Here is a 24,881-nt window from a genome sequence, read left to right as displayed (position 1 = left end):
AGCTGGATCATCAGAAAGGAACGCTAAACATGGGGGAAAGAATTACGTTCGAGGGCATATTTGATGAGGTTTTTCTTCAACGTTATTTTTCGGAGCAGGCTGCGCTTACGATTTTGGATATCGCTGTTGCGCTGTTCATTTCACTACTTATTGGCCTGTTTATTTATTATATTTACAAAAAATGTTTTCGCGGCGTCGTGTATAATCACAGCTTTAATGTCACGTTGGTATTAATGACCATGATCACTTCCATGATCATCATGACGATTAGCACAAACATTATATTGTCTTTGGGAATGGTAGGGGCTCTAAGTATTGTTCGTTTTCGGACGGCGATTAAAGATCCCCTGGATATCATGTTTATGTTCTGGGCCATATCGTCCGGAATCGCCATAGGAGCAAAAATATATCCTGCGGCGATCATGGGTTGTCTGTTGATTGGACTCACGGTATATATTCTGTCAAAATATAAGCTTAAAGGGGAAAGCTACCTCCTGATTGTGCATTTCACAGAGGAGGCGGATTACGCCGTCAATTACCATGTAACCAGGCTGAAGCATACGCTGAAGTCCAAGACTGTTCGCAAAGCTCACACTGAACTAGTGGTCGAGATGAATATCAAGGATGATAATACACAGTTTATTAAGGAGCTGTCTTCCATAGACGGTGTGATTGATGTGTCGTTGGTCAGCTACACAGGGGATTATGCACCATGATGAACAACAAGTTGAAGGTCATGTTAACGACAGAAGGAACCTATCCGTTCCATCAGGGCGGAGTGAGTACATGGTGTGATCTTCTTGTTAAGCGGAGTGAAGCGGTTGACTATGTCATTTACAGCGTGTTAATGGATCCGTTTGTCACACAAAAGTTTGAATTGCCTGAGTCTACTACATTAATCAAGATGCCGTTATGGGGGACAGAGGAACCAAGCGAGCATTTATCGACCCCTTTTTCTCAAACCTTCATGGCAAAGAAACGAACCACTTCGAACAATATAAATAAATATTTTATTCCCTTATTTGAAGAGCTGATCAAAGAAATTATACGTCCGGTCAAAAATCCCAAACGGCTGGCTAAAGTGATGCTGGATCTTCATCTGTATTTTCAGTATTACGAATACAAAGTCAGCTTTAAATCGGAAGAGGCATGGGAAACGTACAAACGTATTGTACTGGAATATGTGGCGGCCAAAGACAGCCAGCTGGCCAGGCCCGATATTTATGGTCTGATTCAGAGCTTGGGTTGGGTTTACCGCTTTCTAAATATATTAAATACGCCGATTCCGGATGTCGATGTCGCCCATTCAACAGCCGCCGCCTTTTGCGGGATTCCATGTGTACTGACCAAATTGAAAAACAAAACGCCGTTTATGCTGACTGAGCATGGCGTGTATCTTAGGGAGCAATATTTATCGCTATCCAAAAGGGAATACTCTTCCTTTCTAAATACGTTTCTGATGCGTCTGGTGCATTCCGTGACAAGCATAAACTATTACTATGCGGATCAGGTATCGCCGGTGTGTCATTACAATACCCGATGGGAACAGGAATTTGGGGTTCCTAAAGAAAAGATCAAAGTCATTTATAATGGAGTGGATAAAGACGTCTTTCTCAAAGCTTCAGCAGAAAGACCGACTCGGCCAACCGTCGTTACCGTGGCAAGAATCGATCCGATAAAAGATATTGAGATGCTGATTCAAGCGGCTGCGCTAGTCAAATTACAGATCCCGGATGTTCAATTTATCATACACGGCTCCGTGAGCGTTCCTGCCTATTACGAGCAATGCCTGGCATTGCGCAAAAAACTGGAGCTGGAGGAGACCGTGATATTTGCCGGGCATACCTCGAATATTGCGGCAGCGTATAAGAGCGGAGATCTGGTAGTTTTAACAAGTATTTCCGAAGCTTTTCCATATTCTGTCGTAGAAGCGATGATGGCCGGAACTCCCGTCATTTCGACGGATGTCGGCGGAATCAAAGAGGCTCTGGGCGATACAGGGCTGCTGGTGCCCGCAAGAAATCATGCCAAGCTGGCGGAAGGCATCGTCCGTTTGTTGAACCTGCCCGAGCTAAGGGCATCCATGGCTGCGGAGGCGCAGGAAAGAGCCATAACGTACTTCACGCTCGAGCATGTATTGAAGGAGCATTACCAAAGCTATCTTCGACTGTCTCTAGGGTCCAATCAACTGCATGAACAGGTCATGGATGAAGTGGCTGCTGCCAAAGAGGATGAGGGTGTTCTTTCAATCGAACAGTTGATGGCAAACCAAAGAATGTGGATGGAGCGCGGTCTTGCTTTCAAATCAGCCGGCTATTACGAGGAGGCCGTAAGCTGTTTCCGTTCCGCTATTGAACAGTTTCCGTCTTCGAAGGCAGTGCCTGTATTGCTGTTGGAATTGGCTGAAGCTTATAATCATTTGGGGCAGTACGATATGGCCTTTAACGAGATGGAAAAATACCAGGTATTCATGGACTTATTGATTGCGTAGAGCAGCCGGAGGGAGAGGTGAAGCATGAGAGAAAGAAGGATCGGTCGGGCTTTTTGGGGAGTACAGCGCAAGTCCTTTAAGGCCACGGTTTCGTATTTGAAACAAAAGCATGATCAAGTCAACATGAACCTAAACAAGAAACTGGACGAAGTCAAAACAGAAAATGACCAAATCCAGCAACAACTCACGTGGTTTCAAGCGGCTGATTCCGGTACTTCAATGCTGAATTCACCTAAACCGAATATTCAGGTCGAACCTGTCGAGCCTTCCATCCTGCCGCGGAATCAGCAGTACGATTTTAAGATCCAATGGAAGAAAAGATTATTTGGATTAAATGAAAAGCAGGCCATGGCATATATTCATGATCTATTTAAGATGCAGGATAAAGAGCTGCAGCAAATCTATGAAGAGATGAACAGGTTGTTAGAAGCACGGGAAACGCTGCGGATCAAGCTTGCTCCATATCAAACCGTGGTTCATCGTGCGACCGAAGCGGCGTCCGCCATAGAAATACCGGTGGAAGTCTCGAAGTCAGCGGTAGAGGATGAAATCAAAGAACGGCTTCTTCTCGAAATAAAAGAAACCTTAATACAAAGCATTCTGAAAGAAAGCATTCTGAAAGAAAGCATCCTGCTGGAAAGCAGGAAGCTGATCTTGGAAGAAAGACAGGAAACTAGAAAAGAATTGCCTGCCAAAGTCGTATCTATTCATCATATGAAGCCAAAGGTATCGGCTGTGGAGAGGACTGTACCGTCAATGCAGGTTAAGGTGTCGGGGCCAGAGATGGTCGCTCCACCAATACAGCCCCAAACCTCTGTCACGGAGTCGGCTGCTCTGCCATTGAAGCCCAGGGCTTCTGTTCCTATGATGGCTGCACCGCAAAAGAAGCAGCGGATGACGGTGGGCGGAAACAGCTTTTGGGAAGAGGATATAGAACAGCTGCTGTTCGAGCCTCATTCCTGGGCGAGTCATCCTATGGCGTACGAAATGTATTATCCGTCACCCGAAAGGACGGAAGAGGCTTTTCATAGTCCGGCGCATGAACATCATATCGAAACCGGGAAAAGCCAGGCGGTGACCGATCACACCTATGAATTAAGAAAAAGATACATTGTAGGGAAAATAGCCGGTGCGGATTTGAAAGACAACAGCGGCGGCTGGATAATAGTCAAGAATGCCGTCATTACAGAGGAAGTGTTGAATAGGGCTGAGCAGGAAGGTAAACTGGCAGAGTTGATCGTGAATATGGTCATTCGGGGACTGGGAGAGTAAGCGGATGGAAGTGGTTTATTACAAACCCAAATTGAATGAGCAGCGCGAAAATCTCGATCAGCTGCTGAAAGAAATACAAGAGCGCCGGGTTCAGCCTGAGGATCGGTATGAAATGGCTGCCTTGCTCGAGTCCATGGGCTGGACCGATGAGCGTGCAGCGAAAACCTTTGGAGTGAGCCATATTTTCGAATTGGCTTCACATCTATGGGAGCTGAGCAACGGTAACGTCATTTTCACACCTTTCAGCAAAGAAAAGAAAATGGGAGTACTGGAAGCCATACGACTGATCGTCAGCAACTTTTTAAGAGGAGCTATCTTTGCTCTTCCTATGGCGGTTTCCGTATTCTCGATGATTACCCTTCGGTTTTCACTTTGGTCCTATGAAAACTTGTCCGTTGAACTGGCAACCGCCATCGCGATAGGAACGATATTCAGTTTTATTACCGTTGGAGGGTTCACGCAAGCGATTGCCAGGCGCGGGTTCTTTTACATTATTCAGGGTTACTATCGAATGGCGCGGCGGGTTACTTTTCATTTCATTGCCATGGGAACCGTTGCTAGCATGATTCTTTCGGGGCTCGTCATTGTTGTCAATATGCTGATTCCGCTCTTTCCAAACCATATTATCGTGGTCATCCTTCTCTACTATTTTTTTCTGAATACGATTTGGCTTTCCGTGACCATTATGTACATTTTGCGAAAAGAGCTAGTGTTTACAGCACTGATTATTATCGGAATCATAATGGTATATATTTTATTCGCTGTGTTTCATGTCAACATTATTGTTTCTCAGTTAGTTTCCCTTTTACTGGTGTCTTTGTTCGGAATAGCCCTGGCTCATTATTTTTTCAAGAAAGCGGAAGCGAAGGCGGAGAGAGGAATCGAACCCAATCTGCCGAAGATGTCCGTTACGGTTTATAATTCGATGCCTTATTTTGTATATGGCATATTATACTTTACTTTTCTATTTGTCGATCGGATTATGGCCTGGTCTGTCGACAATGCCTTCTTGCCCTATGTGATCTGGTTTCGGGGGGACTACGAATTGGGGCTGGATTTCTCCATGCTAGTGCTGATTATCCCTATGGGAATTAACGAGGTAGTGCTGAATCGATTAATGACCAACATCCAATTAAGCCAAAAAAGTTACTTGGGACAAGACATCGAAGAAATGAATAAGAAATACATCAAAGAATACTTCCTACGTGCTGCGTTTATATTGATGGTTTCGATTGCCAGTGCGGTCGGGCTATACTATTTTGTAGGCACAGTTATGGATTACTTTAACCCGCAGATGGGAGAGGTGATCTATCATAATCCGATCACTCACTTTGTATTTATTGTTTCATTAATTGGCTATGTATTGCTGGCCGTTGCATTGATGAACGTAGTTACTTTATTTTCATTATCTCAACCGCATAAAGTGATCAAGTCGATTATACCCGCATTGCTGGTGAATGTGGTTTTGGGATTCGTACTAAGCCGATGGTTTGGATATGAATATGCGGTGCTTGGCTTTCTTGTGGCTTCCCTTGTGTTTGTGGTTTTATCCCTGCGACAGGTGTACTCGGTGTTGAAAAAATTGGATTATTATATGTATGCGGCATCTTGATTATGGAGGAAGCCTAATTTGTTTATTGATCAAATCATGCCGGTCCTCCATTATGGCATATCCCTTCTTTTGTTACTGGTCATTGTGCCTTGGTTATTTTTTCGGACTCCGTATCATGATGGGATGGAGAAAATCGTTTCCAATGTTTTGAAAATGAGTTGTATCATGATGACTTTGGGTTACGTATTGGTCATATTGAAATTATTTGAACTCATGTCCGTCGCTTTTCTTCTCATTGCTATAGGGAATCGAATCCATATCATGCGCCAAAAGAAGGCAGGAATGGACGATTCGTTATCTAATTTTGAAACCTTGATCTATGACTATTTTGACGGAAAATATAAGCTGAAGCAGGTTCTGTACGACTATGCCAGCCACATGCTTAAACAGATGAAAGAAACGGTAAGCGAACGGTTCTCGTCGTATGATAAGCTTGTCGGAACCTGCTGCTTACTCGGTGTTCTTGCTTTTGCGGGGTATTTACGTTTTTACGATGCTTTTAACCATGCCGCCCCATCTTATGGAAATCGATACACGACGTTGAAATGGGTAAAAGATGTTCGTGATCAGTTGTTGTTTAACGACGGTATATTACCCCAGGGCTTTTATGTGTTCTGGGCTGGCATTCAGGAGTTCTCACGGATCGATACATTATATATGGCGGAGTATACCGGTCCGCTTAGCTCGATCCTCATCATGCTGGGCATATACTTTTTCATATCCCGTTTAACCGGCAGCAGATTCGGAGGCATCGTTGGGGTGAGCCTGTTTGCATTGCTGGGCGAATATACGGATCCGCTGTACTGGGAATGGCAAGCCGAGGCGGATCCGAGAACGTTTGCTTACGTATTTTTGCTGCCTACCTTGTATTTTTTAATCTTATATTTACGGGGAAGAAACCGGGACGCATTTCAGACGATGGCCGCTGGAATGGTTGTGATCGCGCTGACCGATCCTGTTGTTTTTTTGCTTCTTTTGGTTGGGGTGTGCATCATCATTTTGACCGTGATCATCATGAAAAGGAAAAAAAACAGTGCCTCCGTCCTAGAGGTTTTGATATCATGGGTTGCGGCTGCGGCCATTTCGGTAGTCCCCATCGTCATCGGCTTTGTTATGGGTAAACCATTCCATCCATTATTTGCCCAGCTGTTTCAAGTCAGTCCCGCCGACCCGGTGATGTTGAACGCAGGACCTTCCATATTCACCTTGGTAGTCTGTGTGGCTGCGGGCTTTATTTGGCACTATCTTGTTCAAAGCCTCGGCGGGTTTTCTTATAAAAAAGGGTTGGAATCGGCTATGCTTGCAGCTCTGATTGCCACAGGCGTATATTTTACCTCTTTTCAGCCCGTTCAGCCTCTGAAAGTCGACTGGGACGAGGCTGCAGCGCAGTATCTGACCATTAGTGAGGAATACAGCCCAAGGAGCTGGATGATTGTCGGCAAGGATTCATGGGCTTCCATCGTCAGGGGGAAGGGATTTCATATGAATATTCATGAGCTCGTACAAAACTATGATCCTTCCCAAGCGAGTTTGACCCGAAACGGTACCGAATACCCGGATGCAAATATCCCTTCCCATGTGTTTATTTTTCATGAAAAGAGGCTCCGTGAAATCAACGATGACCTGACCGCTGGACATCTTGCCTTCCAGTATTCAAGATGGGATCAGGAATTACGGGATTTACAGGATTGGATGGACAGGTATCATGTCATGAATCCCAAAGCGAATATCTACTATGAAGATGACCGCATCGTGATCTATCATTTTGAACAAGAGCGAAACCGTAAGGAAATTCAAAAGGAAATTTGGGGAGAAGGATAGCAGCAGATGAATACCAATGGGTTATGGAGTCAGAATCAAACATGGTTGTTAATCGTGATGGCAATGGCTGCTGTGGCGGCCATCCTGTTATATTGGGCGAATAAGATCAAGCTTAAGAAACTGGAAAGCCAGTTTGCTCTAGTCAAGGACATGTACAAAACCGTCCATCCGGACAAAGGTCTGGAGGAAAATCTCGATCGGCTGCTGGAGTTGGTTTCATACATCGTGGACGCCCCTACCTATACCTTCTACATCATGGATAATAAGAAGCAAAACTATGTCCTTAAAGCCGTCCGTTATTTGTCGAGGGATTATGGGAATATCCGCCCTTCCTACAGTGGACTGCTGGAATTTCAAAGTGACGCCTATATGCATCCGTTATCCTTGCCGGTATCCAAAAGAGTGTACGAAGTCAAAAAAGTCGTTGAAGGGGACATCCCGTTGTTGTTTATTCCTGTGGGAGATAAGGGACTCATTCTGATCGGTCCACTGGAGAATATAAACAAGAAAGCAAGTCTCCAATTGGAAGTGTTGAGTGAACAGATGAGTCATCTGTTGGATGGTTTAATTACTGTTGAACATACGCGCTCACAAGCACAGGTTGTCGTGGCCTCGGGAAGAGCATTACAGCAGATCAGCAATATCTCGATGGATTGGAAAATGATGATGGATATGTTGATCAAGCTCTGTATCCGGTCCATTAATGCCTCTGGCGGATTCTTCTTTCAGAAGGTAAACGATACCTACCAGATGATGATGCAAGTGGGCTTGGACAAAGAGACGATAGAGGAGTTGAATGAGGATAAAGAAACGTTAGAAATCATTCATTCCTATGTGAATTGCGATCCCTTTTATTTTATTAAACGCAACGAGGAGTCTTATTATCAATTGCCTCCATACTTTGCGGGAGCGGGTATGGAGACACTCGCCATTATACGTTTGGAAGCGATGGGTGATAGTGTTTTTGTCTTATATTTTGAAGAAGGAAAGCATATGCGCGAGCAGGAGACTCGCATGATTCTGAACACCATGCTGGATCACGTTCAAACTGTGATGGGATACCAGTCGGGTTTGCAGATGTTCTCCCAGGCGTACCTCGATATACTCAAGATGCTTACCCGGCTTTTGGATAATTTAAATCCTTATACCGTGGGCTATTCCGAACTGATGAGCCTGTATTCCGTAAGTATTGCCCGTCAGCTGCAGCTGGAGGAGGATGAGATCAAAGATATCGCTCTTGCCGCTTACCTCAGCAATATCGGTGTGCTTGGATTATCCAGTGAATTGTTTGAGAAGGAAGGCAAGTACACGGATGAAGAATATGAGCTGATGAAGCTTCATGCCGAAGTAGGCGCATCCATCGTTAATGTGGCAACGGGCAATGAGCGGCTGGCGGCGTATATCATGCATCATCATGAGAGAATCGATGGGAACGGATACCCGTCAGGCTTGAAGGAAGAGGAAATTCCCATCGGTTCGAGAATTATTGCTGTGGTGCAAACCTTTTTGGCTAAGGTTGGAGGTCGGAAATATCGTGAAGCCCTCAGCTTAAATCAGGCCTTGGAGGCGTTAGAGTCTGCGGCAGGAGCACAGCTGGATGAAAAAATCGTTCAGGTGTTTATTCAGTGGTTGAATAAAAAACGATTGAGTCCGTCTGTCGCTGGACGTCCTATGGGGACTTGTTCGGAACTTCTGTGCGTGCCTTCCAGCATATGCCAAGCGTGTCCCGTTTATTATAAGAGAGACGTTCCATGTTGGGAGGTTGAAAATAATTTATGTAGGGCACACGGTAAAAGCTGTGAAACCTGTATTGTTCGCACGGAATATATGACAAGGCATGAATTGAGAGAAATTGGGGTATGATCCCTGCGGAAGGATGAGATGGGATGAGAAACAGAAGACAGTTGTTTCAGGACGCACGCAGCTTTGCCGTTTACTACGGACGCGGACAGATCAGTCAATTGTCCCAATTTAATATCGCCATTGTAGAACCGAGCGCTCACACCGCCCAAGAAATCCAAGCCTTGAAGGAATCGGATACGCTAGTCATCGGTTATGTGACCATCATGGAGCAAGGGCCGTTTCATGAGATGTATGGCAGGCTGAAGGAAGAGGATTTCTTGAAGGTGAACGGTGAAAGAATGTATAAACCGTCCTTTGACACCTATATGATGGATTTGAAATCCAAACGATGGAGAGGCTTGCTTCAGTATCAAATGGGGAAGCTCTTGGTGCATGAAGGGTATGACGGAATCTTTATGGATACCATTGGGAATGTGGAATCTCCGGATATTCCTGTGGTCGAAAGTCAACTTCAAATCGAACGGGCAACGGAAATTACACGGGACCTTCGTCAATTGTTTCCTCGTCATGTCATTATCCAAAATAACGGTCTGGAACGTTTATGCCTTCAAACCGCACCATTCCTCGACGGGATTTGCTGGGAAAATCCTTTGTTTTCTTATAAAGAAAGCCAGGAATGGTCTCAGTCCGTATTGAATCGATTAGTGAATTTAAAAGAGAGGTATGGCATCAGATCCTTATTCCTGCATGAGGAGAACGAAATTAAACGGAAGCCATCCGCAGGAGTTATGGCTCAGAGCATTGCAGACAAGCATGAATTTTTATATTATGAAGCTCCGGATTACTATGTATAGCAGCACTGTTTAGCCGCGGCGAAGCTAATAGTCGAAGTGAAATCAGTCAAAAGCCCCAAGAACAGGGCTTCATCTCATTCCCGCCTCCGGACACCGATACATAGTAATGCATCAAAAAGAGCATGCTGCCGTAGTAACATGCCCTTACTCTGTCTATTCCTCATCCGAGTTCTATGTTTTGGCTTCCCCAGTCAGCCGGCTTACAATCTCCAATACAGCGGCTCGATTTAGCTTACTCTCACCGGCAGCCAGAGCGTGAACAGTTGCGTGGGCAAGCGCCAACGGAATACTGCAGAAATCCAGAATCGGGCCTGGCTTAATGTCTGCAATATAGTCATTGGCCAAATCCAAATTGCGCCGGGTATAGACGAACATCTCATCCACTCCCCAATGATCGGGAAAGAAATCCACGCCTCTGCTAGAATCCTCTATGCGGTTGCGTAGAATATTGACAGCCTGAAGACCACGTCCGAAGGCTACCGATTTGACACGATCGGTTTCTGTACCGTCATACCACATCCAAAGATCAGTCAGCAGCTCGCCCACCGCTCCTGCAACGCAGTATGTATAGTAATCCAAATCTTCTTCCGTCTGTATGTTCCACTCTCTACCTACCCACTCAGCCATTTGGTCCGACATCATTGCGGTACTTTGAATCACGCGCGGGGCAATCGAGGTTGGACAAAGCTCTACCCAATCACTGAGACGCAGGGTTACATCATGTAGGCTCTCTTGATAGGGAGAGAAAAGAGATTCCAGCTTAGCAGGTTCATTCAGATGCTTACTTACTCCTTGCAGCAGCTTTATTTTTACATCGGGGGCGAGCTCTGGATGATCTTCGATCTCATCAATCGCCCGCATACAAAGATAGGCAGAGGCTACCGCTTCCTTAAGTCCTGGTACTAAACCGCTTATCGGAATATAAAAGGTTCTGCTCGTTGTCGCCAACATCTCCATGGCATCACTCATTAAATCATTCGTCTTATTCACTAACTACCCTCCAAAAGAATCTATTGTCCTCTAAATATGGAATTCATGTCTACTTCCACGATCGTCATGTTCTATTTTACTACTTTTTAACGAATTCTGAAACAACAAGCGATCTTTTTCAAGTTTCTTAAGACAATACTGTTTGATATTATGCGTTCCGTGGTAAAGAACCTGTAAAAAGGAAACATGGGGGATTGCTGAATGGAACCATTACATGGAACGGAGGAAGTGCCGAAGAAAGTCTCAAACCTAAAAATTTTCATTCTGCTGTTTGTTTCCTTCTTAACAGTCATCGTGTTGTTGGCTTTATCTATGGTTTGGAATATGTATCAGTCGATGTACCGCAGTATGGACATTTCTGTGTTGGATAAAGAGATATCCCGGTCCACATTTTTTTATGACCGCGGCGGAAAGGTCATGGCGGAGCTGACCAATGCGAAGATTGAATATTTACCATTCGATGACTTTCCAAAGAGCATGCTGGATGCAGTTATAGCCGTCGAGGACGCTCGCTTTTATGAGCATAACGGACTTGATTACTATGGCATTGCTCGCGCCTTCTACACGAATATGAAGTCTGGGTATACCGTGCAGGGCGGCAGCACCATTACACAGCAGCTGGCCAAAACGATGCTGTTTACCTCTGAGCAAACCTACACCAGAAAGCTGAATGAAGCGGTTGCTTCCATTAAAATAGAAAAAAGCTATACAAAAGAGCAAATTTTAGAGAGGTATTTGAATCATATTTATTTTGGAGAAGGAGCCTGGGGGCTGCAGCGTGCGGCAAAAATGTACTTTGGCAAAGAAGCCTCGGAATTATCTTTGGCGGAAAGCGCGCTTCTGGCGGGAATCCCCAAGTCACCCACCTATTACTCGCCTGTCAAAAAGCCAGATCAATCTAAGGAGCGTAGAAATCTGGTATTAAGCCTCATGGCCGAGCAGGGAAAAATTACAGCACAGGAGCGGGACAAGGCCCAAAAAGAGGAGATCAAACTGTATGACAAAACGGCAGAAAAAATGCCCAAGTTCTACTCCTCTTATATAGATCATGCCATTAACGAAGCGATTGAAAAATATGGCTTAACGGAGGAGCAGATCTTATCTTCCGGCTTACATATTCACACGAATATGGATCCCAAGGTGCAGCTAGCAGCTGAAGAAGTATACAGGAATCCCTCTTCATTTCCTGAGGATAAAGGGGGGCTGCAGAGCGGAATTGTGCTAATGGATCCTCAAACCGGCGCAGTGCTGGGGATTGTTGGCTCCAGAAACCCGAATCAGAAATTTCGGGAATTTAACTATGCTACGCAAAACGAACGCCAACCCGGATCAACGTTTAAGCCGGTTCTGGTGTATGCCCCTGCATTGAGTGAAGGCTTTGGACCAAAAGATCTTATCCATGATGAGGAGACGGATTTTGGCGGCGGATATAAGCCCATGAACTATTTGAAGAAGTTTCATGGCTGGGTTACGCTCGAGGAAGCCCTGGTTAAATCTCATAACATTCCGGCAGTAGCCCTGCTTAAGGAAATCGGGATCGATAAAGGAATAGATTTCGCTAAAAAGGCGGGCTTACCTCTGCAGGAATCGGATAGGGTCTTTGGGATCGCGCTAGGCGGGACAAGCAAAGGAACATCCCCGCTTATGATGGCACAAGCTTATACCATGTTCGCTAATGGCGGGAAGATAGCGAAGGCTTATGCCATTACCAAAATTACGGATAGTACAGGGCGGCCTGTGGGTAATCAGGCTGAACCGGTACTAGAGCCTGTGCTTGACCCGAATGTAGCTTATACCATGACAATGATGCTTCAAAAGGCTGTTAAAGAGGGGACAGGGCAAAATGCACGGATGGATCGGCCCGTTGCAGGAAAAACAGGAACGACACAGCTTCCGGATATTCCGGAATTTAAGGATCCATACGGCAATCAGCTGATCGGTTCTAAAGATGCTTGGTTTGTAGGCTATACGCCTGAAATTGTTGCAGCCGTGTGGCTGGGATATGAAAGAACTACCAAAGAGCGGTATCTTAACACAACCGGCGGCAAATACCCCGCCTCCTTATTTAGGCAAGTCGTATCTAAGGCTTTACAGGATACGCCGGTTACAAATTTTACAAAGCCTAAATCCTATGTTCCTATCGTTGGAGGAACCAAGCACGTCAATGGAGATAAGAAAGCCATGCATGCCTTGTGGTTGGAGAGGCAGAAGCAGCCAAAAAAAGCACCTCGGACGAGGATGGATACTCCGGTTATCCCAGCAGCGGACATACAGCAGAATACGGACTTGGATAAGGGAGTCCCGGATACGATGGCAGATTCAACCGAAGGCGAGAATTCGTCAGTAGAGACAGATGGTGCAGCTCAAGCTGCCGTTAAGCCGGATACCTCAAATCATGTCAAAGAGCCACTGGTTGGGAACAAGAGAGAAGCGGGGACGGTCAGTGTCTCAGGAAGGGGGGCAGCGTCGGAGGGAGTTGCCGAAACCGGCGGTGGGGCTAAGGGCAATGATGGGACTAGCAGTGCCGCTCAAGCCGGAAGCGGTACTACGGCTAAGCCGGGCAGCCGATCGGGCAGCGTGACCGCGTCAGACGAGGGGAAAGCAGACCAAACCGAGAGTGACAGCACAATCAGCGGCAAGGCTGCGGCGGGTGCTGCCAAAAGTGAACCGTCGGCTAAGCCATCGGATGGCGGCTCTACCAGCGGTAGTGCTAAGTCGGTCACTGGGCCTACTGGCGAACCATCGGCTGGGGAAAGTGATGCCGCCGTCGGGACAAGCTCGCAGTAGGCATTACGGATGAATATTAGAGCCTCTGCGAGGTAAGATTATGAAGGATAATCACAAGGAGGAATTCACCCAATGTCTAACGAAGTCAATACGAACGAATTTTTTGGAGCGGTTAAGAATCGCAGGACCATTTACGGCATTAGCAAGGAATCCCCAATACCTGATTCAAGAATTCAAGAAATTGTGAACGAAGCGGTAAAATATACACCGTCAGCGTTCAACAGCCAAAGCGCTCGTGTTGTTGTGTTGTTCGGCGAACATCATAACAAGCTTTGGGACATCACGAAAGAAACGCTGCGCAAAATCGTAACCGACGACTTTTCGTCAACCGAGCAGAGGGTGAACGGATTCCGCAGCGGCTACGGAACCATCCTTTTCTTCGAGGACCAAAAGGTCATCGAATCACTGCAAAATCAATTCCCGACGTATAAAGATAACTTTCCAATATGGTCTCATCATTCTTCAGGCATGCTGCAATTCGTCATTTGGACTGCGCTCGAGGCGGAAGGCCTCGGTGCCAATCTCCAGCACTATAATCCCATAATTGATGACGAAGTGAAGAAAACATGGGATATTCCGCAGGAGTGGATGCTCATCGCCCAGATGCCTTTCGGCAAGAAAACGGCAGAACCTGGAGATAAAGAATTCCAGCCGCTAGAAACTCGTGTACGGTTCGTGAAATAGACCGTCGTCACAAGGCATAGCGCCGCAGTCAAATCCCCTTTAGGTCATGACTAAGCGATCGGTAAGACGGTCTGTCTTGGTTATCTAAAGGGGATTTCTTGTTCGTTCTCCCAGAAAAATCAAGCGTTTACATCGTTCAAATGATGTGATAATGTTTAAATTACCATTTCCATCATTTATGAAAATAACGAATTCTTGTCGTATTTATTGGTAGTACCATCATAAATTATAATGTTATAAAGGGATGTGGATTGATGACCTTTCAATCGATCAGGAAAAAAAACCTGTATGAAGAGATTGTATCGCAGCTTATACAGTACGTTCAAAGGGAAGGGATGAAGCCTGGAGACAAATTGCCCACCGAGAACGAGCTTGTGGACATGTTTCAGGTCAGCAAAACGGCTGTTCGGGAGGCTCTCAGCGTTTTGGCAGCTAAAGGGATGTTAGAGAAAAAAGCAGGAGTCGGCAGCATTTTAAAAGAGGTGACGGGCAGTACCTTTGTTGATCAAATTACGAATCATTTGATTGTAGGGGAGCAATCGTTAAGGGAAATATTAGAGTTCAGACGTGCGATTGAAGTGGAGGCTGCTTCCCTGTCCGCAGAAAGAGCTAGCAGTGAGCAAATCGAAGCGATTGAGAACGCGCATCTGCAATTAATAGATATGAACCGCAAAGGCGGAATTGGTATTGATGAGGATTTTCGGTTCCATTACCTCATTATTATGTCCTCGGGAAATTCCATTTATGAATCTATTTTTGATTTCATTTCTGGCAGATTCCTTGAAGCAATCAAGATTTCCAAAACGCAATCCAAGGAATTATCCAAACGATATCTCGAAGAAGCTCATGGCGAGCACGAACGGATCCTTAGAGCTATAAAGGCAAGGGACCCGGAAGAGGCGCGATTGGCTATGCTCGAGCACTTACAAAAAAATGAAACTAAAATTTGGAGCCATGAACTTCACATAGATCATAAACACCTCTAAGAATGGTTCATACTATGCTGAACAGGAGACGATGAAATTGCAAGAGTTTAAAGGTATTTTTGCCATCATGGCTACTCCGTTTGATCGCGAAGGGCAGGTAGATACGGAATCGATTTGTAAATTGGTAGAGTTTAACATTGGGAAGGGAGTTCACGGACTCACGATACTGGGGATTCTCGGAGAGGCCCACAAGCTGAACGAGCTTGAGAGAGATACTGTAATTACAACGGCCATTCAGCAGGCAGCAGGCCGTATTCCTGTCATTGTTGGTACAAGTGCAGGTGGCACAGATCTAGCGTTGTATTACAGTAAAAGAGCTATGGAGTTAGGCGCGGACGGGGTCATGCTGGCACCGCCAATGAATGTAAAAAATTTGGATTCCGTGTTTGAGTATTATAGACGTATCGCCTCAGGAGTCAGTGCTCCGATGGTTGTACAAGATGAACCGAATTTTAGCGGAGTCCTGATGCCTCCCGAATTTCTGGCCAGGCTGTGCACTGAGATTCCCCATTGCAAACATATTAAATTGGAGGAGGCGCCAACCCCTCAGAAGCTTGCCCGCACCAAATCGTTAGTCAAACCTGAAGTAGGTATTTTTGGCGGACTTGGAGGCGTGTACTTTTTGGAAGAAATGGTACGTGGAGCATCGGGCACGATGACAGGCTTTGCGTTCCCTGAAATTCTAGTGGAAATTTATCAGTGCTACCGGGATGGCAACATAGAAAAAGCGAGATCCATCTTTTATGAAGCTAGTCCCTTGATTCGATATGAAGGGCAAATCGGGATCGGGCTTGCGATACGAAAGGAAATTTTGAAACGAAGAGGGGTTATTGCCCATGCCGCTCTAAGGCATCCTGGCCCATCTTTGGATCAGGCCCATCAAGAAGAGTTAGGAACTTTGTTAGCCTATATGGAAGCAGCGAATAAAGTTCAACTCCGTTAACGAAAGGAAGAGGGAAACGTGGATTTACACTTACATACGAGAGTAGCCCTTGTTGTAGCTTCCAGCCAAGGCTTGGGGAAGGCCACCGCCACCGAGTTAGTGAAGGAAGGCGCTCATGTCATGCTGACAAGTCGTGACCCAGAAAAATTACAGGCCGTCAAAAATGAACTGGAGCAGTTAGGTAAGGGAAAGGTGTCCTGCCATCCCGCCGATATCACCAAAACAGAAGACATTAAACATCTTGTCCAAGTGACACGGAACACCTTTGGGAAAATCGACATCTTGATTAATAATGCGGGAGGACCTCCCGGCGGCACTTTCGAACAGTTCTCTGACGAAGATTGGCAGAAAGCCTTCGAGCTGAATCTTTTAAGTTATATTCGGGTGATCCGTGAAGTGCTGCCGGATCTGAAGCAGGAAGGCGGACGCATCATTAATCTGGCCTCTTCTTCAATTAAACAACCGATTCCGGGCCTCATCCTATCGAACACGTTCCGCACGGGAATTGTAGGATTAACCAAAACCTTAGCTGAGGAGCTCGCTCCTTACAATATACTCGTCAATACAGTGGCGCCTGGACGTATTGCCACGGATCGCGTTACGTTTTTGGATGATTTGAAAGCCCAAAAAACCGGTAAAACCCGTGAGCAAGTGGAGGAACAGTCCAAACAGCAAATCCCGCTCGGCCGTTATGGAACACCGGAGGAGTTTGCGAAGGTCGTTACTTTCCTTGTTTCTGGCGCAAGCTCATATGTTACGGGAAGCTCTATTCTTATTGACGGAGGAATGATCAAGTCGATCTAATCCATTTCATCTATCCTAATCTATCTCATCTTAAGAGGTGTAATCTATGAACTCCATTCGAAACATTTATTGTATTGGCCGTAATTACGTTTTACATGCAAAGGAATTGCACAATGATGTTCCCACATCTCCATTCCTGTTTTCTAAACCTACTCATGCCCTTGTAGAGGCTAAGGGGCAGGAGGTTATCCTGCCAGGGGATCGCGGCTCTGTTCATTTTGAAGTGGAATTGGTCGTCCGAATAGGCAAACCGTATGAACAAGGTATGAAGGTGGATGATATTGTGGATGGCTTAGCCGTGGGCATTGACTTTACCCTGCGTGACGTCCAAAGCGAACTGAAGAAAAAAAGCTATCCTTGGCTCTTGGCCAAAGGCTTTCCGAACTCTGCGGTGCTGAGCCCGTTTATAGCTTTCCCAGGTGTAGAAGCGTGTAAAAAAGGTGATTTTGCTCTATTGAAAAATGGGGAGCAGGTTCAGCTCGGCAATATCCAACATATGATTTTTGATTTGCAAACCATCATCGATTTTTCTGCGCTTCACTTTGGTCTCGGAGAAGGGGATATTATCTTTACCGGGACTCCGGAAGGAGTAGGGCCCATTTCGGACGGCGACCAGCTGTCCTTAGTATGGGATGAACACAGCCTTGGAGAATGTACGATTAAACTGAAAGGCTGAACGGGATGAATAATTTTGAATTAAGCCGCTATATTGAAGTGGAATGAAGTGAAGTATGATATAATATGATCAGGTCTACTAATTCCATGCGGGAGGTAATGGTTATGGTGAATCATGCAGAAACAATGGTAAGGATTGTCCAAGCCGCGAATAATTTCAAATCTTCCATTGTATTAAAGTACAACAACAAGTTCGTTGATGCCAAAAGCCTTCTCGGGTTGTACACTACGCTTGCGGACTCCGGAGAACATGAGCTTCATGTTCACGGACCGGATGAGGAAGAAGCAAAGAAAGCCATGATAGAAGTGCTTAAGGGACATGGTTTGCGAGTTAAACTTGTTGAATCCTAATCATTACAAATGGACTTGAAGCCGGCCGGTATATATTACTGGCTGGCTTTTTAATATTGAAAAAAGTTGCTAGTTGGTGTGTATTAGACGTGACTGCACCTTGCTATGTTCATAGCAAGGTAAACAATGAAAGGAAGTACAAAATAATGTCAGCTTCTGATGTAGGGGTTGCTAAAGCGGCTGCTCGGTTATACACAAAGCATATCATAATAATACAAATTATATATTGTACAATTTCTATGAATAAAGTTACGATAGGTATATAAAAATTGGCAGGAGGTTTTGTACATGACGAAAACTGCACAGCCAGGAAATTTATCTATTGGTACCGTAAACGAAAATTGGACAGGGGATGCTCGGTTCTATGAATATACAACTGCAGCCGATCCGATTGGAAGCGGTATCATTAGTCCGATCCCTACTAAAGAATTTTCACCCGACTTATACAATTCAGGAATCACTCGTTTCATACCGTTGGATCTTTCCAGTGATTTGAGAACGGAATATCCGGCGACAAGTCCGTCGCTCCTTGCTCATTTTATTCGTATCAATACTGGAGATTCAATCTCCACGCAGCCTAATGCCACCAGTGAGCTATACTACATTATTTCTGGTGCAGGCAGAACGGAGCTAAACGGTGAAACGATCAGCTGGAAGAAAGGCGACTTCATGACTCTTCCTACCGGATCGAACAGCCGTCATACCGCGACGGAAGATACGACGATCTACTACATTCTAGATACTCCGCTTCTTAATTATCTAGGAGCCAAAGCAACAGAAAAGCGTTTCGAACCGACCCTCTTTACTGCTGAAGAAGCCAATGCCAAATTGGCAGAGGTAGCTAATGCTCCGGATGCTCATTTGAAAAATCGTATCTCCATTTTGCTAAATAACCAGAAATTCGACCAGACCTTGACGATTACGCATGTGCTATGGGCAATGCTAGGCATCGTTCCCGTAGGAGCCAATCAAGCTCCTCACAGCCATAAATCGGTAGCTCTTGATTTCGTAGCTTACGCTGCACCAGGCACTTACACGTTGGTTGGCGATAAGATTGATCCTGTTACCGCGAAAATCATCGATCCTATTCGTGTTGAATGGGAGACAGGAAAGGCTTTTGTAACTCCTCCGGGTCTGTGGCATTCTCATCACAATGAATCCGGGGAGCCTGCATATATTATCCCGATTCAAGACGCGGGTCTTCAAACCTATCTTCGTACCTTGGACATCCAGTTTACCCATTACGATCAATAAGAAGAGAATCAGCCTAAGAGAGATTTTCTAGGATAGGGAGAAATAGGAATGAGAGTGGCTAAGTTTTGTGAACGGAACATCAAATCAGCCGGGACCAGCGAGGCCATAGACATTCTTAGGCGGGATTACCAAGGTGATGTGAGCGTTGCCGTCGTCGATTGCTTCAGACGCTGCTTGCAATGCAGAGTGAAACCATTTTGCCGGATTCAGCTAACAACCATTGAAGCGAATGATGCGAAAGCCTTGGTGGACCAAATCATCCAAACCGTGCAGAGGGAAATCCGATAACAAGGATTTCCCTCTGTTATCGGTGAAGAAGCCTTGATTGCCGCTAACAGCTTAATTACGCAGGGTAAAGTCATACCTCCGAGAACATTGGTTATGGGGAATCCGGGTAAGATTCAAATTAAAAAATAAAGCATATCAACCCATTTCCATGGCGATCTCGACAAAGGTTTTCACCAGAGGGGATTGATCATTACGGCGCCATGAAACGCCCATGGAAGCTACAGGTAATTGATCTTTAAGATCAATGTAATCCACATGCTGGGTATGCAAATTCATGGCTGATTGGGGCACCACGGCGATCCCCATTCCCGCGGCAACCAAACCGATCACCGTTTGGAACTCGAAGGCTTCCTGCTGGATAGTAGGGTTACATAAGCCCAAGATTTCATCATAAAGACCCGCCCATGTTTTCCTGGACAACATGACAAAAGGATAGGGAGTCAGATTTCCAAGAGAAATATTCTTACTGTGAACAAGCGGATGCTGCTTTGGAACGGCCAGCACGCAAGGGACTGAAGAGACGATTTCGGTATGAATCTCTTCGTCATGAACAGGCGGTCTTAACACGCCTACATCGATTTCATCTTCCCGTAACGCTTCAATCTGTTTTGGTGTCGGTAATTCAATAAGATGTACTTGGACATTCGGATACAGACTGCGAAACTCCCGCAGAACGACAGGAAGAATGTCGTATGTGGCAGAACCGACAAAACCTACCGTCAGCTTGCCAATTTCACCGTGATGGGTACGCTTGGCGTTCTCGACGGCACGGCTCAGATAGTCCAGCATTTTGCGAACCTCATCGGCGAATACTTTTCCCGCATCCGTTAATTCCACATGCCGATTGGTTCGGTAAAACAGAGGAAAACCTAACTCCCTCTCTAAATTTTGAATTTGTAAGCTTAGGGGTGGCTGCGTGATTTGAAGACGCTCCGCCGCGCGGCTGAAATTTAATTCTTCCGCTACCGTGAGAAAATATTGCAGCTGTCGAAGCTCCATCGTGGATTACCCCTTTCCATTGATACATATAACATATAATATCAACTCAAATTATATATCTTCCAGTTATGCCCATCAAGAAAAGTAGAATCCCTGACTGCTGGAGCAATCTCCAGCGGTTTTTCTTTTGTACACCCGTAAAATGACTAAAAAGTAAGGTTATTCTGTGAATTCACACGACCCTCTTAAAGAGTTAAAAAAAATAAATGAAACCTTTCTCGAAATCTAACGTAGTATATAGATTGGAATGAATTATTTGCCTAGTGAAATCAGTTTCAATTCCTATTATAATAGAGATAAGTGATGAAGAGAGAGGGATTTATATTACAGACCTACAGCACGAGGGACAAAAAGACAGTTGGCGGGAGAATATTGCAGTTTACGAAAGACCGCATATGAATTACAGTGTGTGGCAGATCATCAATACGGTAGGGCCGTTTTTTCTGCTCTGGTATCTCGCTTATTGGAGTCTATCGATTTCGTATTTGCTTACGCTTGCGGTGACCGTGGTTGCCGGCGGGTTTCTGGTCCGGATTTTTATTATTTTTCACGATTGCTGCCATAAATCCTTCTTCAAAAATCGGATGGCCAATGAAATTGTCGGAACGATAACCGGGATTCTTACCTGCTGCCCCTATCTCCAATGGAGACACAGCCACACGGTTCATCACGCTACCAGCGGGAACTTGAGTAAACGTGGAACAGGAGATATCTGGACGCTAACGGTGGAAGAGTATTTGTCCTCGTCATGGCTGAAACGGATGGTCTATCGGCTGTACCGGAACCCTATATTCATGTTTGGCATAGGACCGATCTACATTTTTCTTATTGATTACCGTTTTAACCGCAAACGCGCGGGGATGAAGGAACGGATCAATACGTACATCACGAACCTCGGTATCGTTGGGATTTCGGGATTGCTCTGCTGGGCCATAGGCTGGCAGGAGTTTCTTCTTATTCAAGGTCCGATTTTTCTAGTATCAGGCATAGCCGGAATCTGGCTCTTTTATGTCCAGCACCAGTTTGAGGAAACGTACTATGAAACTGAAGAGAATTGGGATTACGTAAAAGCAGCCCTGCAGGGAAGCTCCTTCTACAAGCTGCCCAGAGTCCTTCACTGGATGACCGGAAATATCGGCTTTCATCACATCCATCATTTGAGTCCGCGAGTGCCTAATTACTACCTTGAGAGGGTTCATAATTCGAACCCCCAATTGCAGGATGTACAGACGATCACTCTACGATCCAGCTTGCAATCCCTTCGTTTCCGAATTTGGGACGAGGATACCAAGAGATTCATAGGGTTTAGGGATATCAAGCGTTTGTCGGATAAGGCTCGGCAGTATAGCATCAATAAAATGGAAGTGTAAGAAGCATATTGGATGAAATGTGAGGCATTCAGTCGATGAATGCCTCTTCGTTTGTTTGGCAGGAGCTTGGAAAGCTCCTTGAGGTCATAGGTCAGACCAAGCTCTTGATTATAGCAATTTTATTATAGGTTTGTCGTATTTTTATGGTATCCTTGTTCTATCGTTTAAGTTTGTACCGTGTGAGGAGACCCGATGTAATGTTTCGAGAAGTCATCGATTTTTTAAAGGAATTTGGTGTTTGGGGACTATTCATTCATTCCTTTTTGGATGCCATCATCTTTCCGATCCCAGCATTTTTCCTGCAAGTTCCTTTAAGTGCAGTCCACCCGTCTTCGGCTCTATGGTTCGCAACGGTTGGATTTATTGCAAGTTTGTTAGGAACCCCCCTTGGCTATCTGATAGGGAAATATATAGGCAGCTCCATGTTGGATAAGCTGCTCAAGAAAGACCTAATGGATAAAGCGACGAATATGCTGCAAAAAAATGGCGAGATGGCTATTTTAATCGGAGCTTTTACACCTATTCCTTTCAAAGTGTTTACCATCATGGCTGGGTGCTTAAACTTTTCAATATGGAAATTGTTAGCTTATGCTGCTTTGGGACGGGCGGCCAAGTTCTATGCAGTGGGCATTCTTTTTTATCTTTACGGAAGAACAGCTGTGCATATGCTGGATCATCTTAATTATGTATTTCTTGGGATAGGTTTATTGTTAGCCATTGTATTTGTAGTTATAAAAAGACGTAAGCTGAAAAAAATAAAACAAACAGAATAATCCAGAATAAACATGATTGTACATAAGAACTCAATCCGATGGCTTTAAAGTGTCAACTCCATTGCCGCGGTAAACAAATTGTATACGATTACTTTACAGATACATTTCCATTTGGATATGAGAGTTGCCTTTTGCTCCGAGATGCCTGGCTAGCTGAATAGGGGCGACAACCTCCAGTTTGTGCAAGGGATAATGCGGAACCATGGGAAAAAGCACAAAAGCACGCGTTTCGGCCAAAGGGGATTGCAGCCTGCAAGGGAATAATAGGGCGTCGCAAAAGCCCGGCTGAGAATGAAATACATGACCTGAACGGTCGTGTGTTTCCCGAAACCGTTGAAGTCGATGAACCGATGACGGAGACAGGTCCAGGTTAAAGGTTCCGGGATAAGGTGTAAAGCCGGTGATTTCTTCTATGCGTTGACGCACCCAATCCATCGTAAGAAAGCCGGAAGCTTTTCCAAGCCCTTCGCTATATTCCGCTTGCAGAAGAACCGACCGGGCCGGTTTCGCACTTCTAGAGGCATCCATGTTCAGCCATACGCCCAAATCCGATAACGAGGAAAACAGCATATCTGGAAAAGTGTTTTTAAGCACTGCTTCATTCTCCGTACTTGATAGCACTCCGGCCGTCTGTGTTTGCGAGGCTTTACCCGCCAACATATCCATCGGTGTGTCCCCTACCATTAAGGTTTTACTCGGGTCGCTTTTCAAATGCCGCAGAGCGAATTGAATCCCTTCCGGGTGCGGCTTTAGTTCGGCTACATCGTCTTTGGTGACAATCACGTCAAAATACTCGGTTAACTGTGAGCGGTCAAGCGGTGCAAGGGCCTCTCTACGGGAGGAGGTAATGATCCCGAGCTTGTACTTAGACCTGTGAAGGTGTTGAATCAGTTCTGCAGCGTCCGGCATCAGTTGTGAATAGCGAATCAAATAATCGAGGCGAATACGCTGACTCTCTTGGATAAAAGCGTCAATCACGGATTGTCTTCGAGGCAGATCGGCAGGAAAGCATAGATCGAAAAAGGAAGCCCCTTCATTCATGACGGCAAAAAGCGTCGTGCGTTCGGGTAGAGGATGGTCGACCGCTTCGCAGGACGCCTTGCAAATTTGAAAAAAGGCTTCAAACGAGTCAATCAATGTTCCGTCCAGATCAAATAAAACGGTATCAATGATATCAGGAAGGGTATTCACACGTGCCCACTCTCCATATGTTTAAGATGCAGTTCATCTCGCAGAAACGCCATGAATAATCTGGCTTCCTCCGACATTTTTAGATCTTGGTTAAAAATCAGTCTTAACTCCGTTTGTAGTGGTTCGCATCGAAGCGGTAATCTCACTAAATGTCCTTCATTGATTTCATGTTGAACGGTAAATGACGACAAAATAGCGATTCCCGTTCCTCGTTTTACAACTTCAATAATAGTTTTGTAATCTTCCAGCTGTATAACCACATTATACGGGTTTATTCCTAATTTATTAAGAAAACCACGCATCATTTTGTAATAAACGGATGTTTTTAATCCGCCAACATACGAGTAATTCCCCAATTCCATCGGGTCGATGCTTGTTCTGTTTGCCAGTTCATGGGTTGGTCCAACGACAAATGCAAGATTTTCATATCTAAGGAGCTCAGAATAGAGTCCATCAATAGGTTGAAGGACCGTTACCAATCCAAAATCAGATTTGCCCTCAACGACATGATGGATCACGACGTCCAAATTTTGACTGTAAATAAGAATATCAATGTTGGGGTGGGTTTTGTTAAATGAAGCCAGATAGGAAGGCAGCAATATATTCGCAATGTGGGGCTGTGCAATGATGGAGAACTGTTTTTGCTTCTCCTGTAATTTTTTTAAACTAAGTTCGACTTGATTGGTTTTGGAGGTGATTTCCAGCGTATAGGAGTATAGAATTTCTCCTGCTTCGGTTAGTGTTGCCTTTCTCCCAGGGTCACGGGTAAAAAGCTGTTTGCCCAATTCCTGCTCCAAAGCTTGAATATGAGCACTAATGGAAGGCTGGGTGATGCCTAATTTTTTGGCGGCAGAACTGAAGCTTCCGGATTGGATCACGGATTGAAAAATACGCAGACGGTGTATTGTCGATTCAAACAATTTCCGAACCTCC

At 45.2% G+C, this 24,881-nt stretch carries 22 protein-coding genes; 18 read left to right on the top strand and 4 right to left on the bottom strand.

Annotated features, from left to right (window positions below; all coding sequences use genetic code 11):
* Window positions 1-29 precede the first annotated feature (29 nt).
* From JOE45_RS10935 to JOE45_RS10905, 7 genes are read left to right on the top strand one after another with little or no spacing between them, the layout of a single operon-like run.
* Complete coding sequence (locus JOE45_RS10935) at window positions 30-716, top strand: DUF4956 domain-containing protein (RefSeq protein WP_210020167.1); 687 nt, start codon at window positions 30-32, stop codon at window positions 714-716.
* Window positions 713-2,491 (top strand): GT4 family glycosyltransferase PelF, encoded by a 1,779-nt coding sequence (gene pelF / locus JOE45_RS10930; protein ID WP_210020168.1) that lies wholly within the window; start codon window positions 713-715, stop codon window positions 2,489-2,491. Before JOE45_RS10935 ends, pelF begins: the two co-directional genes overlap by 4 nt.
* 24 nt (window positions 2,492-2,515) lie before the next feature.
* Window positions 2,516-3,763, top strand: coding sequence for a hypothetical protein (locus tag JOE45_RS10925; protein ID WP_210020169.1), 1,248 nt, complete (start codon window positions 2,516-2,518; stop codon window positions 3,761-3,763).
* A gap of 4 nt (window positions 3,764-3,767) precedes the next feature.
* Window positions 3,768-5,375 (top strand): MATE family efflux transporter, encoded by a 1,608-nt coding sequence (locus JOE45_RS10920; RefSeq protein ID WP_210020170.1) that lies wholly within the window; start codon window positions 3,768-3,770, stop codon window positions 5,373-5,375.
* Window positions 5,376-5,393: 18 nt separating this feature from the next.
* Window positions 5,394-7,196: a hypothetical protein gene (locus tag JOE45_RS10915; protein ID WP_210020171.1), complete on the top strand. Its 1,803-nt coding sequence runs from the start codon at window positions 5,394-5,396 to the stop codon at window positions 7,194-7,196.
* Between the two features lie 6 nt (window positions 7,197-7,202).
* Window positions 7,203-9,059 (top strand): HD-GYP domain-containing protein, encoded by a 1,857-nt coding sequence (locus JOE45_RS10910; protein ID WP_210020172.1) that lies wholly within the window; start codon window positions 7,203-7,205, stop codon window positions 9,057-9,059.
* Window positions 9,060-9,082: 23 nt separating this feature from the next.
* Entirely contained in the window at window positions 9,083-9,853 is a 771-nt protein-coding gene (locus JOE45_RS10905) for an endo alpha-1,4 polygalactosaminidase (protein ID WP_210020173.1), read from the top strand.
* Window positions 9,854-10,024: 171 nt separating this feature from the next.
* On the opposite strand, the gene JOE45_RS10900 is transcribed toward JOE45_RS10905, so the two are convergent.
* Window positions 10,025-10,810 (bottom strand): squalene/phytoene synthase family protein, encoded by a 786-nt coding sequence (locus JOE45_RS10900; protein ID WP_210023330.1) that lies wholly within the window; start codon window positions 10,808-10,810, stop codon window positions 10,025-10,027.
* 234 nt (window positions 10,811-11,044) lie between these two features.
* Between JOE45_RS10900 and JOE45_RS10895 the strand changes: the two genes are divergently transcribed.
* The 9 genes from JOE45_RS10895 (at window position 11,045) to JOE45_RS10855 (ending at window position 19,615) form a co-directional block, all read left to right on the top strand.
* Window positions 11,045-13,630, top strand: a complete 2,586-nt coding sequence (locus JOE45_RS10895) for a PBP1A family penicillin-binding protein (RefSeq protein ID WP_210020174.1) — start codon at window positions 11,045-11,047, stop codon at window positions 13,628-13,630.
* Between the two features lie 72 nt (window positions 13,631-13,702).
* Complete coding sequence (locus JOE45_RS10890) at window positions 13,703-14,314, top strand: nitroreductase family protein (RefSeq protein WP_210020175.1); 612 nt, start codon at window positions 13,703-13,705, stop codon at window positions 14,312-14,314.
* 254 nt (window positions 14,315-14,568) lie between these two features.
* On the top strand, window positions 14,569-15,300 hold the full coding sequence (locus tag JOE45_RS10885) for a FadR/GntR family transcriptional regulator (protein ID WP_210020176.1): 732 nt from the start codon (window positions 14,569-14,571) through the stop codon (window positions 15,298-15,300).
* 37 nt (window positions 15,301-15,337) lie between these two features.
* On the top strand, window positions 15,338-16,243 hold the full coding sequence (locus JOE45_RS10880; RefSeq protein WP_210020177.1) for a dihydrodipicolinate synthase family protein: 906 nt from the start codon (window positions 15,338-15,340) through the stop codon (window positions 16,241-16,243).
* Between the two features lie 18 nt (window positions 16,244-16,261).
* Window positions 16,262-17,047, top strand: coding sequence for an SDR family oxidoreductase (locus JOE45_RS10875; protein ID WP_210020178.1), 786 nt, complete (start codon window positions 16,262-16,264; stop codon window positions 17,045-17,047).
* A 46-nt stretch (window positions 17,048-17,093) separates the two neighbouring features.
* Entirely contained in the window at window positions 17,094-17,723 is a 630-nt protein-coding gene (locus JOE45_RS10870; protein ID WP_210020179.1) for a fumarylacetoacetate hydrolase family protein, read from the top strand.
* 104 nt (window positions 17,724-17,827) lie between these two features.
* Window positions 17,828-18,073 (top strand): HPr family phosphocarrier protein, encoded by a 246-nt coding sequence (locus JOE45_RS10865; protein WP_210020180.1) that lies wholly within the window; start codon window positions 17,828-17,830, stop codon window positions 18,071-18,073.
* A gap of 288 nt (window positions 18,074-18,361) precedes the next feature.
* Window positions 18,362-19,327 carry a cupin domain-containing protein gene (locus JOE45_RS10860; protein ID WP_210020181.1) on the top strand — a complete coding sequence of 322 codons (966 nt, stop codon included), beginning with the start codon at window positions 18,362-18,364 and terminating at the stop codon, window positions 19,325-19,327.
* Window positions 19,328-19,375: 48 nt separating this feature from the next.
* Complete coding sequence (locus JOE45_RS10855) at window positions 19,376-19,615, top strand: DUF1450 domain-containing protein (RefSeq protein ID WP_210020182.1); 240 nt, start codon at window positions 19,376-19,378, stop codon at window positions 19,613-19,615.
* A 135-nt stretch (window positions 19,616-19,750) separates the two neighbouring features.
* Here JOE45_RS10855 and JOE45_RS10850 read toward each other — a convergent pair whose 3' ends face one another.
* On the bottom strand, window positions 19,751-20,614 hold the full coding sequence (locus JOE45_RS10850; RefSeq protein ID WP_210020183.1) for a LysR family transcriptional regulator: 864 nt from the start codon (window positions 20,612-20,614) through the stop codon (window positions 19,751-19,753).
* 323 nt (window positions 20,615-20,937) lie between these two features.
* Between JOE45_RS10850 and desA the strand changes: the two genes are divergently transcribed.
* Window positions 20,938-21,984, top strand: a complete 1,047-nt coding sequence (desA, locus tag JOE45_RS10845; RefSeq protein WP_461479597.1) for a Delta(5) desaturase DesA — start codon at window positions 20,938-20,940, stop codon at window positions 21,982-21,984.
* A gap of 197 nt (window positions 21,985-22,181) precedes the next feature.
* A complete protein-coding gene (locus JOE45_RS10840) occupies window positions 22,182-22,757 on the top strand; it encodes a YqaA family protein (protein WP_210020185.1) in 576 nt (191 codons plus the stop codon).
* 93 nt (window positions 22,758-22,850) lie between these two features.
* On the opposite strand, the gene JOE45_RS24000 is transcribed toward JOE45_RS10840, so the two are convergent.
* The gene (locus tag JOE45_RS24000; RefSeq protein ID WP_210020186.1) at window positions 22,851-23,948 is read right to left on the bottom strand and encodes an HAD-IA family hydrolase; all 1,098 of its coding nucleotides are present in this window, start codon (window positions 23,946-23,948) and stop codon (window positions 22,851-22,853) included.
* Window positions 23,945-24,868: a LysR family transcriptional regulator gene (locus tag JOE45_RS10830; RefSeq protein ID WP_210020187.1), complete on the bottom strand. Its 924-nt coding sequence runs from the start codon at window positions 24,866-24,868 to the stop codon at window positions 23,945-23,947. Before JOE45_RS10830 ends, JOE45_RS24000 begins: the two co-directional genes overlap by 4 nt.
* Window positions 24,869-24,881: the final 13 nt, after the last annotated feature.

The sequence above is a fragment of the Paenibacillus sp. PvR098 genome (assembly GCF_017833255.1).
Taxonomy (GTDB): domain Bacteria; phylum Bacillota; class Bacilli; order Paenibacillales; family NBRC-103111; genus Paenibacillus_G.
Note: the sequence above shows the minus strand (reverse complement) of the source record. Positions and strands in the feature narration are given on the sequence as shown.

What these genes read in the sequence shown, in the direction of transcription:
- JOE45_RS10935 (WP_210020167.1), top strand. Translation starts at nt 30, where the DNA reads ATGGGGGAAAGAATTACGTTCGAGGGCATATTTGATGAGGTTTTTCTT.
- pelF (WP_210020168.1), top strand. Translation starts at nt 713, where the DNA reads ATGATGAACAACAAGTTGAAGGTCATGTTAACGACAGAAGGAACCTAT.
- JOE45_RS10925 (WP_210020169.1), top strand. Translation starts at nt 2,516, where the DNA reads ATGAGAGAAAGAAGGATCGGTCGGGCTTTTTGGGGAGTACAGCGCAAG.
- JOE45_RS10920 (WP_210020170.1), top strand. Translation starts at nt 3,768, where the DNA reads ATGGAAGTGGTTTATTACAAACCCAAATTGAATGAGCAGCGCGAAAAT.
- JOE45_RS10910 (WP_210020172.1), top strand. Translation starts at nt 7,203, where the DNA reads ATGAATACCAATGGGTTATGGAGTCAGAATCAAACATGGTTGTTAATC.
- JOE45_RS10905 (WP_210020173.1), top strand. Translation starts at nt 9,083, where the DNA reads ATGAGAAACAGAAGACAGTTGTTTCAGGACGCACGCAGCTTTGCCGTT.
- JOE45_RS10900 (WP_210023330.1), bottom strand. Translation starts at nt 10,810, where the DNA reads ATGGAGATGTTGGCGACAACGAGCAGAACCTTTTATATTCCGATAAGC.
- JOE45_RS10895 (WP_210020174.1), top strand. Translation starts at nt 11,045, where the DNA reads ATGGAACCATTACATGGAACGGAGGAAGTGCCGAAGAAAGTCTCAAAC.
- JOE45_RS10890 (WP_210020175.1), top strand. Translation starts at nt 13,703, where the DNA reads ATGTCTAACGAAGTCAATACGAACGAATTTTTTGGAGCGGTTAAGAAT.
- JOE45_RS10885 (WP_210020176.1), top strand. Translation starts at nt 14,569, where the DNA reads ATGACCTTTCAATCGATCAGGAAAAAAAACCTGTATGAAGAGATTGTA.
- JOE45_RS10870 (WP_210020179.1), top strand. Translation starts at nt 17,094, where the DNA reads ATGAACTCCATTCGAAACATTTATTGTATTGGCCGTAATTACGTTTTA.
- JOE45_RS10865 (WP_210020180.1), top strand. Translation starts at nt 17,828, where the DNA reads ATGGTGAATCATGCAGAAACAATGGTAAGGATTGTCCAAGCCGCGAAT.
- JOE45_RS10860 (WP_210020181.1), top strand. Translation starts at nt 18,362, where the DNA reads ATGACGAAAACTGCACAGCCAGGAAATTTATCTATTGGTACCGTAAAC.
- JOE45_RS10855 (WP_210020182.1), top strand. Translation starts at nt 19,376, where the DNA reads ATGAGAGTGGCTAAGTTTTGTGAACGGAACATCAAATCAGCCGGGACC.
- JOE45_RS10850 (WP_210020183.1), bottom strand. Translation starts at nt 20,614, where the DNA reads ATGGAGCTTCGACAGCTGCAATATTTTCTCACGGTAGCGGAAGAATTA.
- JOE45_RS10840 (WP_210020185.1), top strand. Translation starts at nt 22,182, where the DNA reads ATGTTTCGAGAAGTCATCGATTTTTTAAAGGAATTTGGTGTTTGGGGA.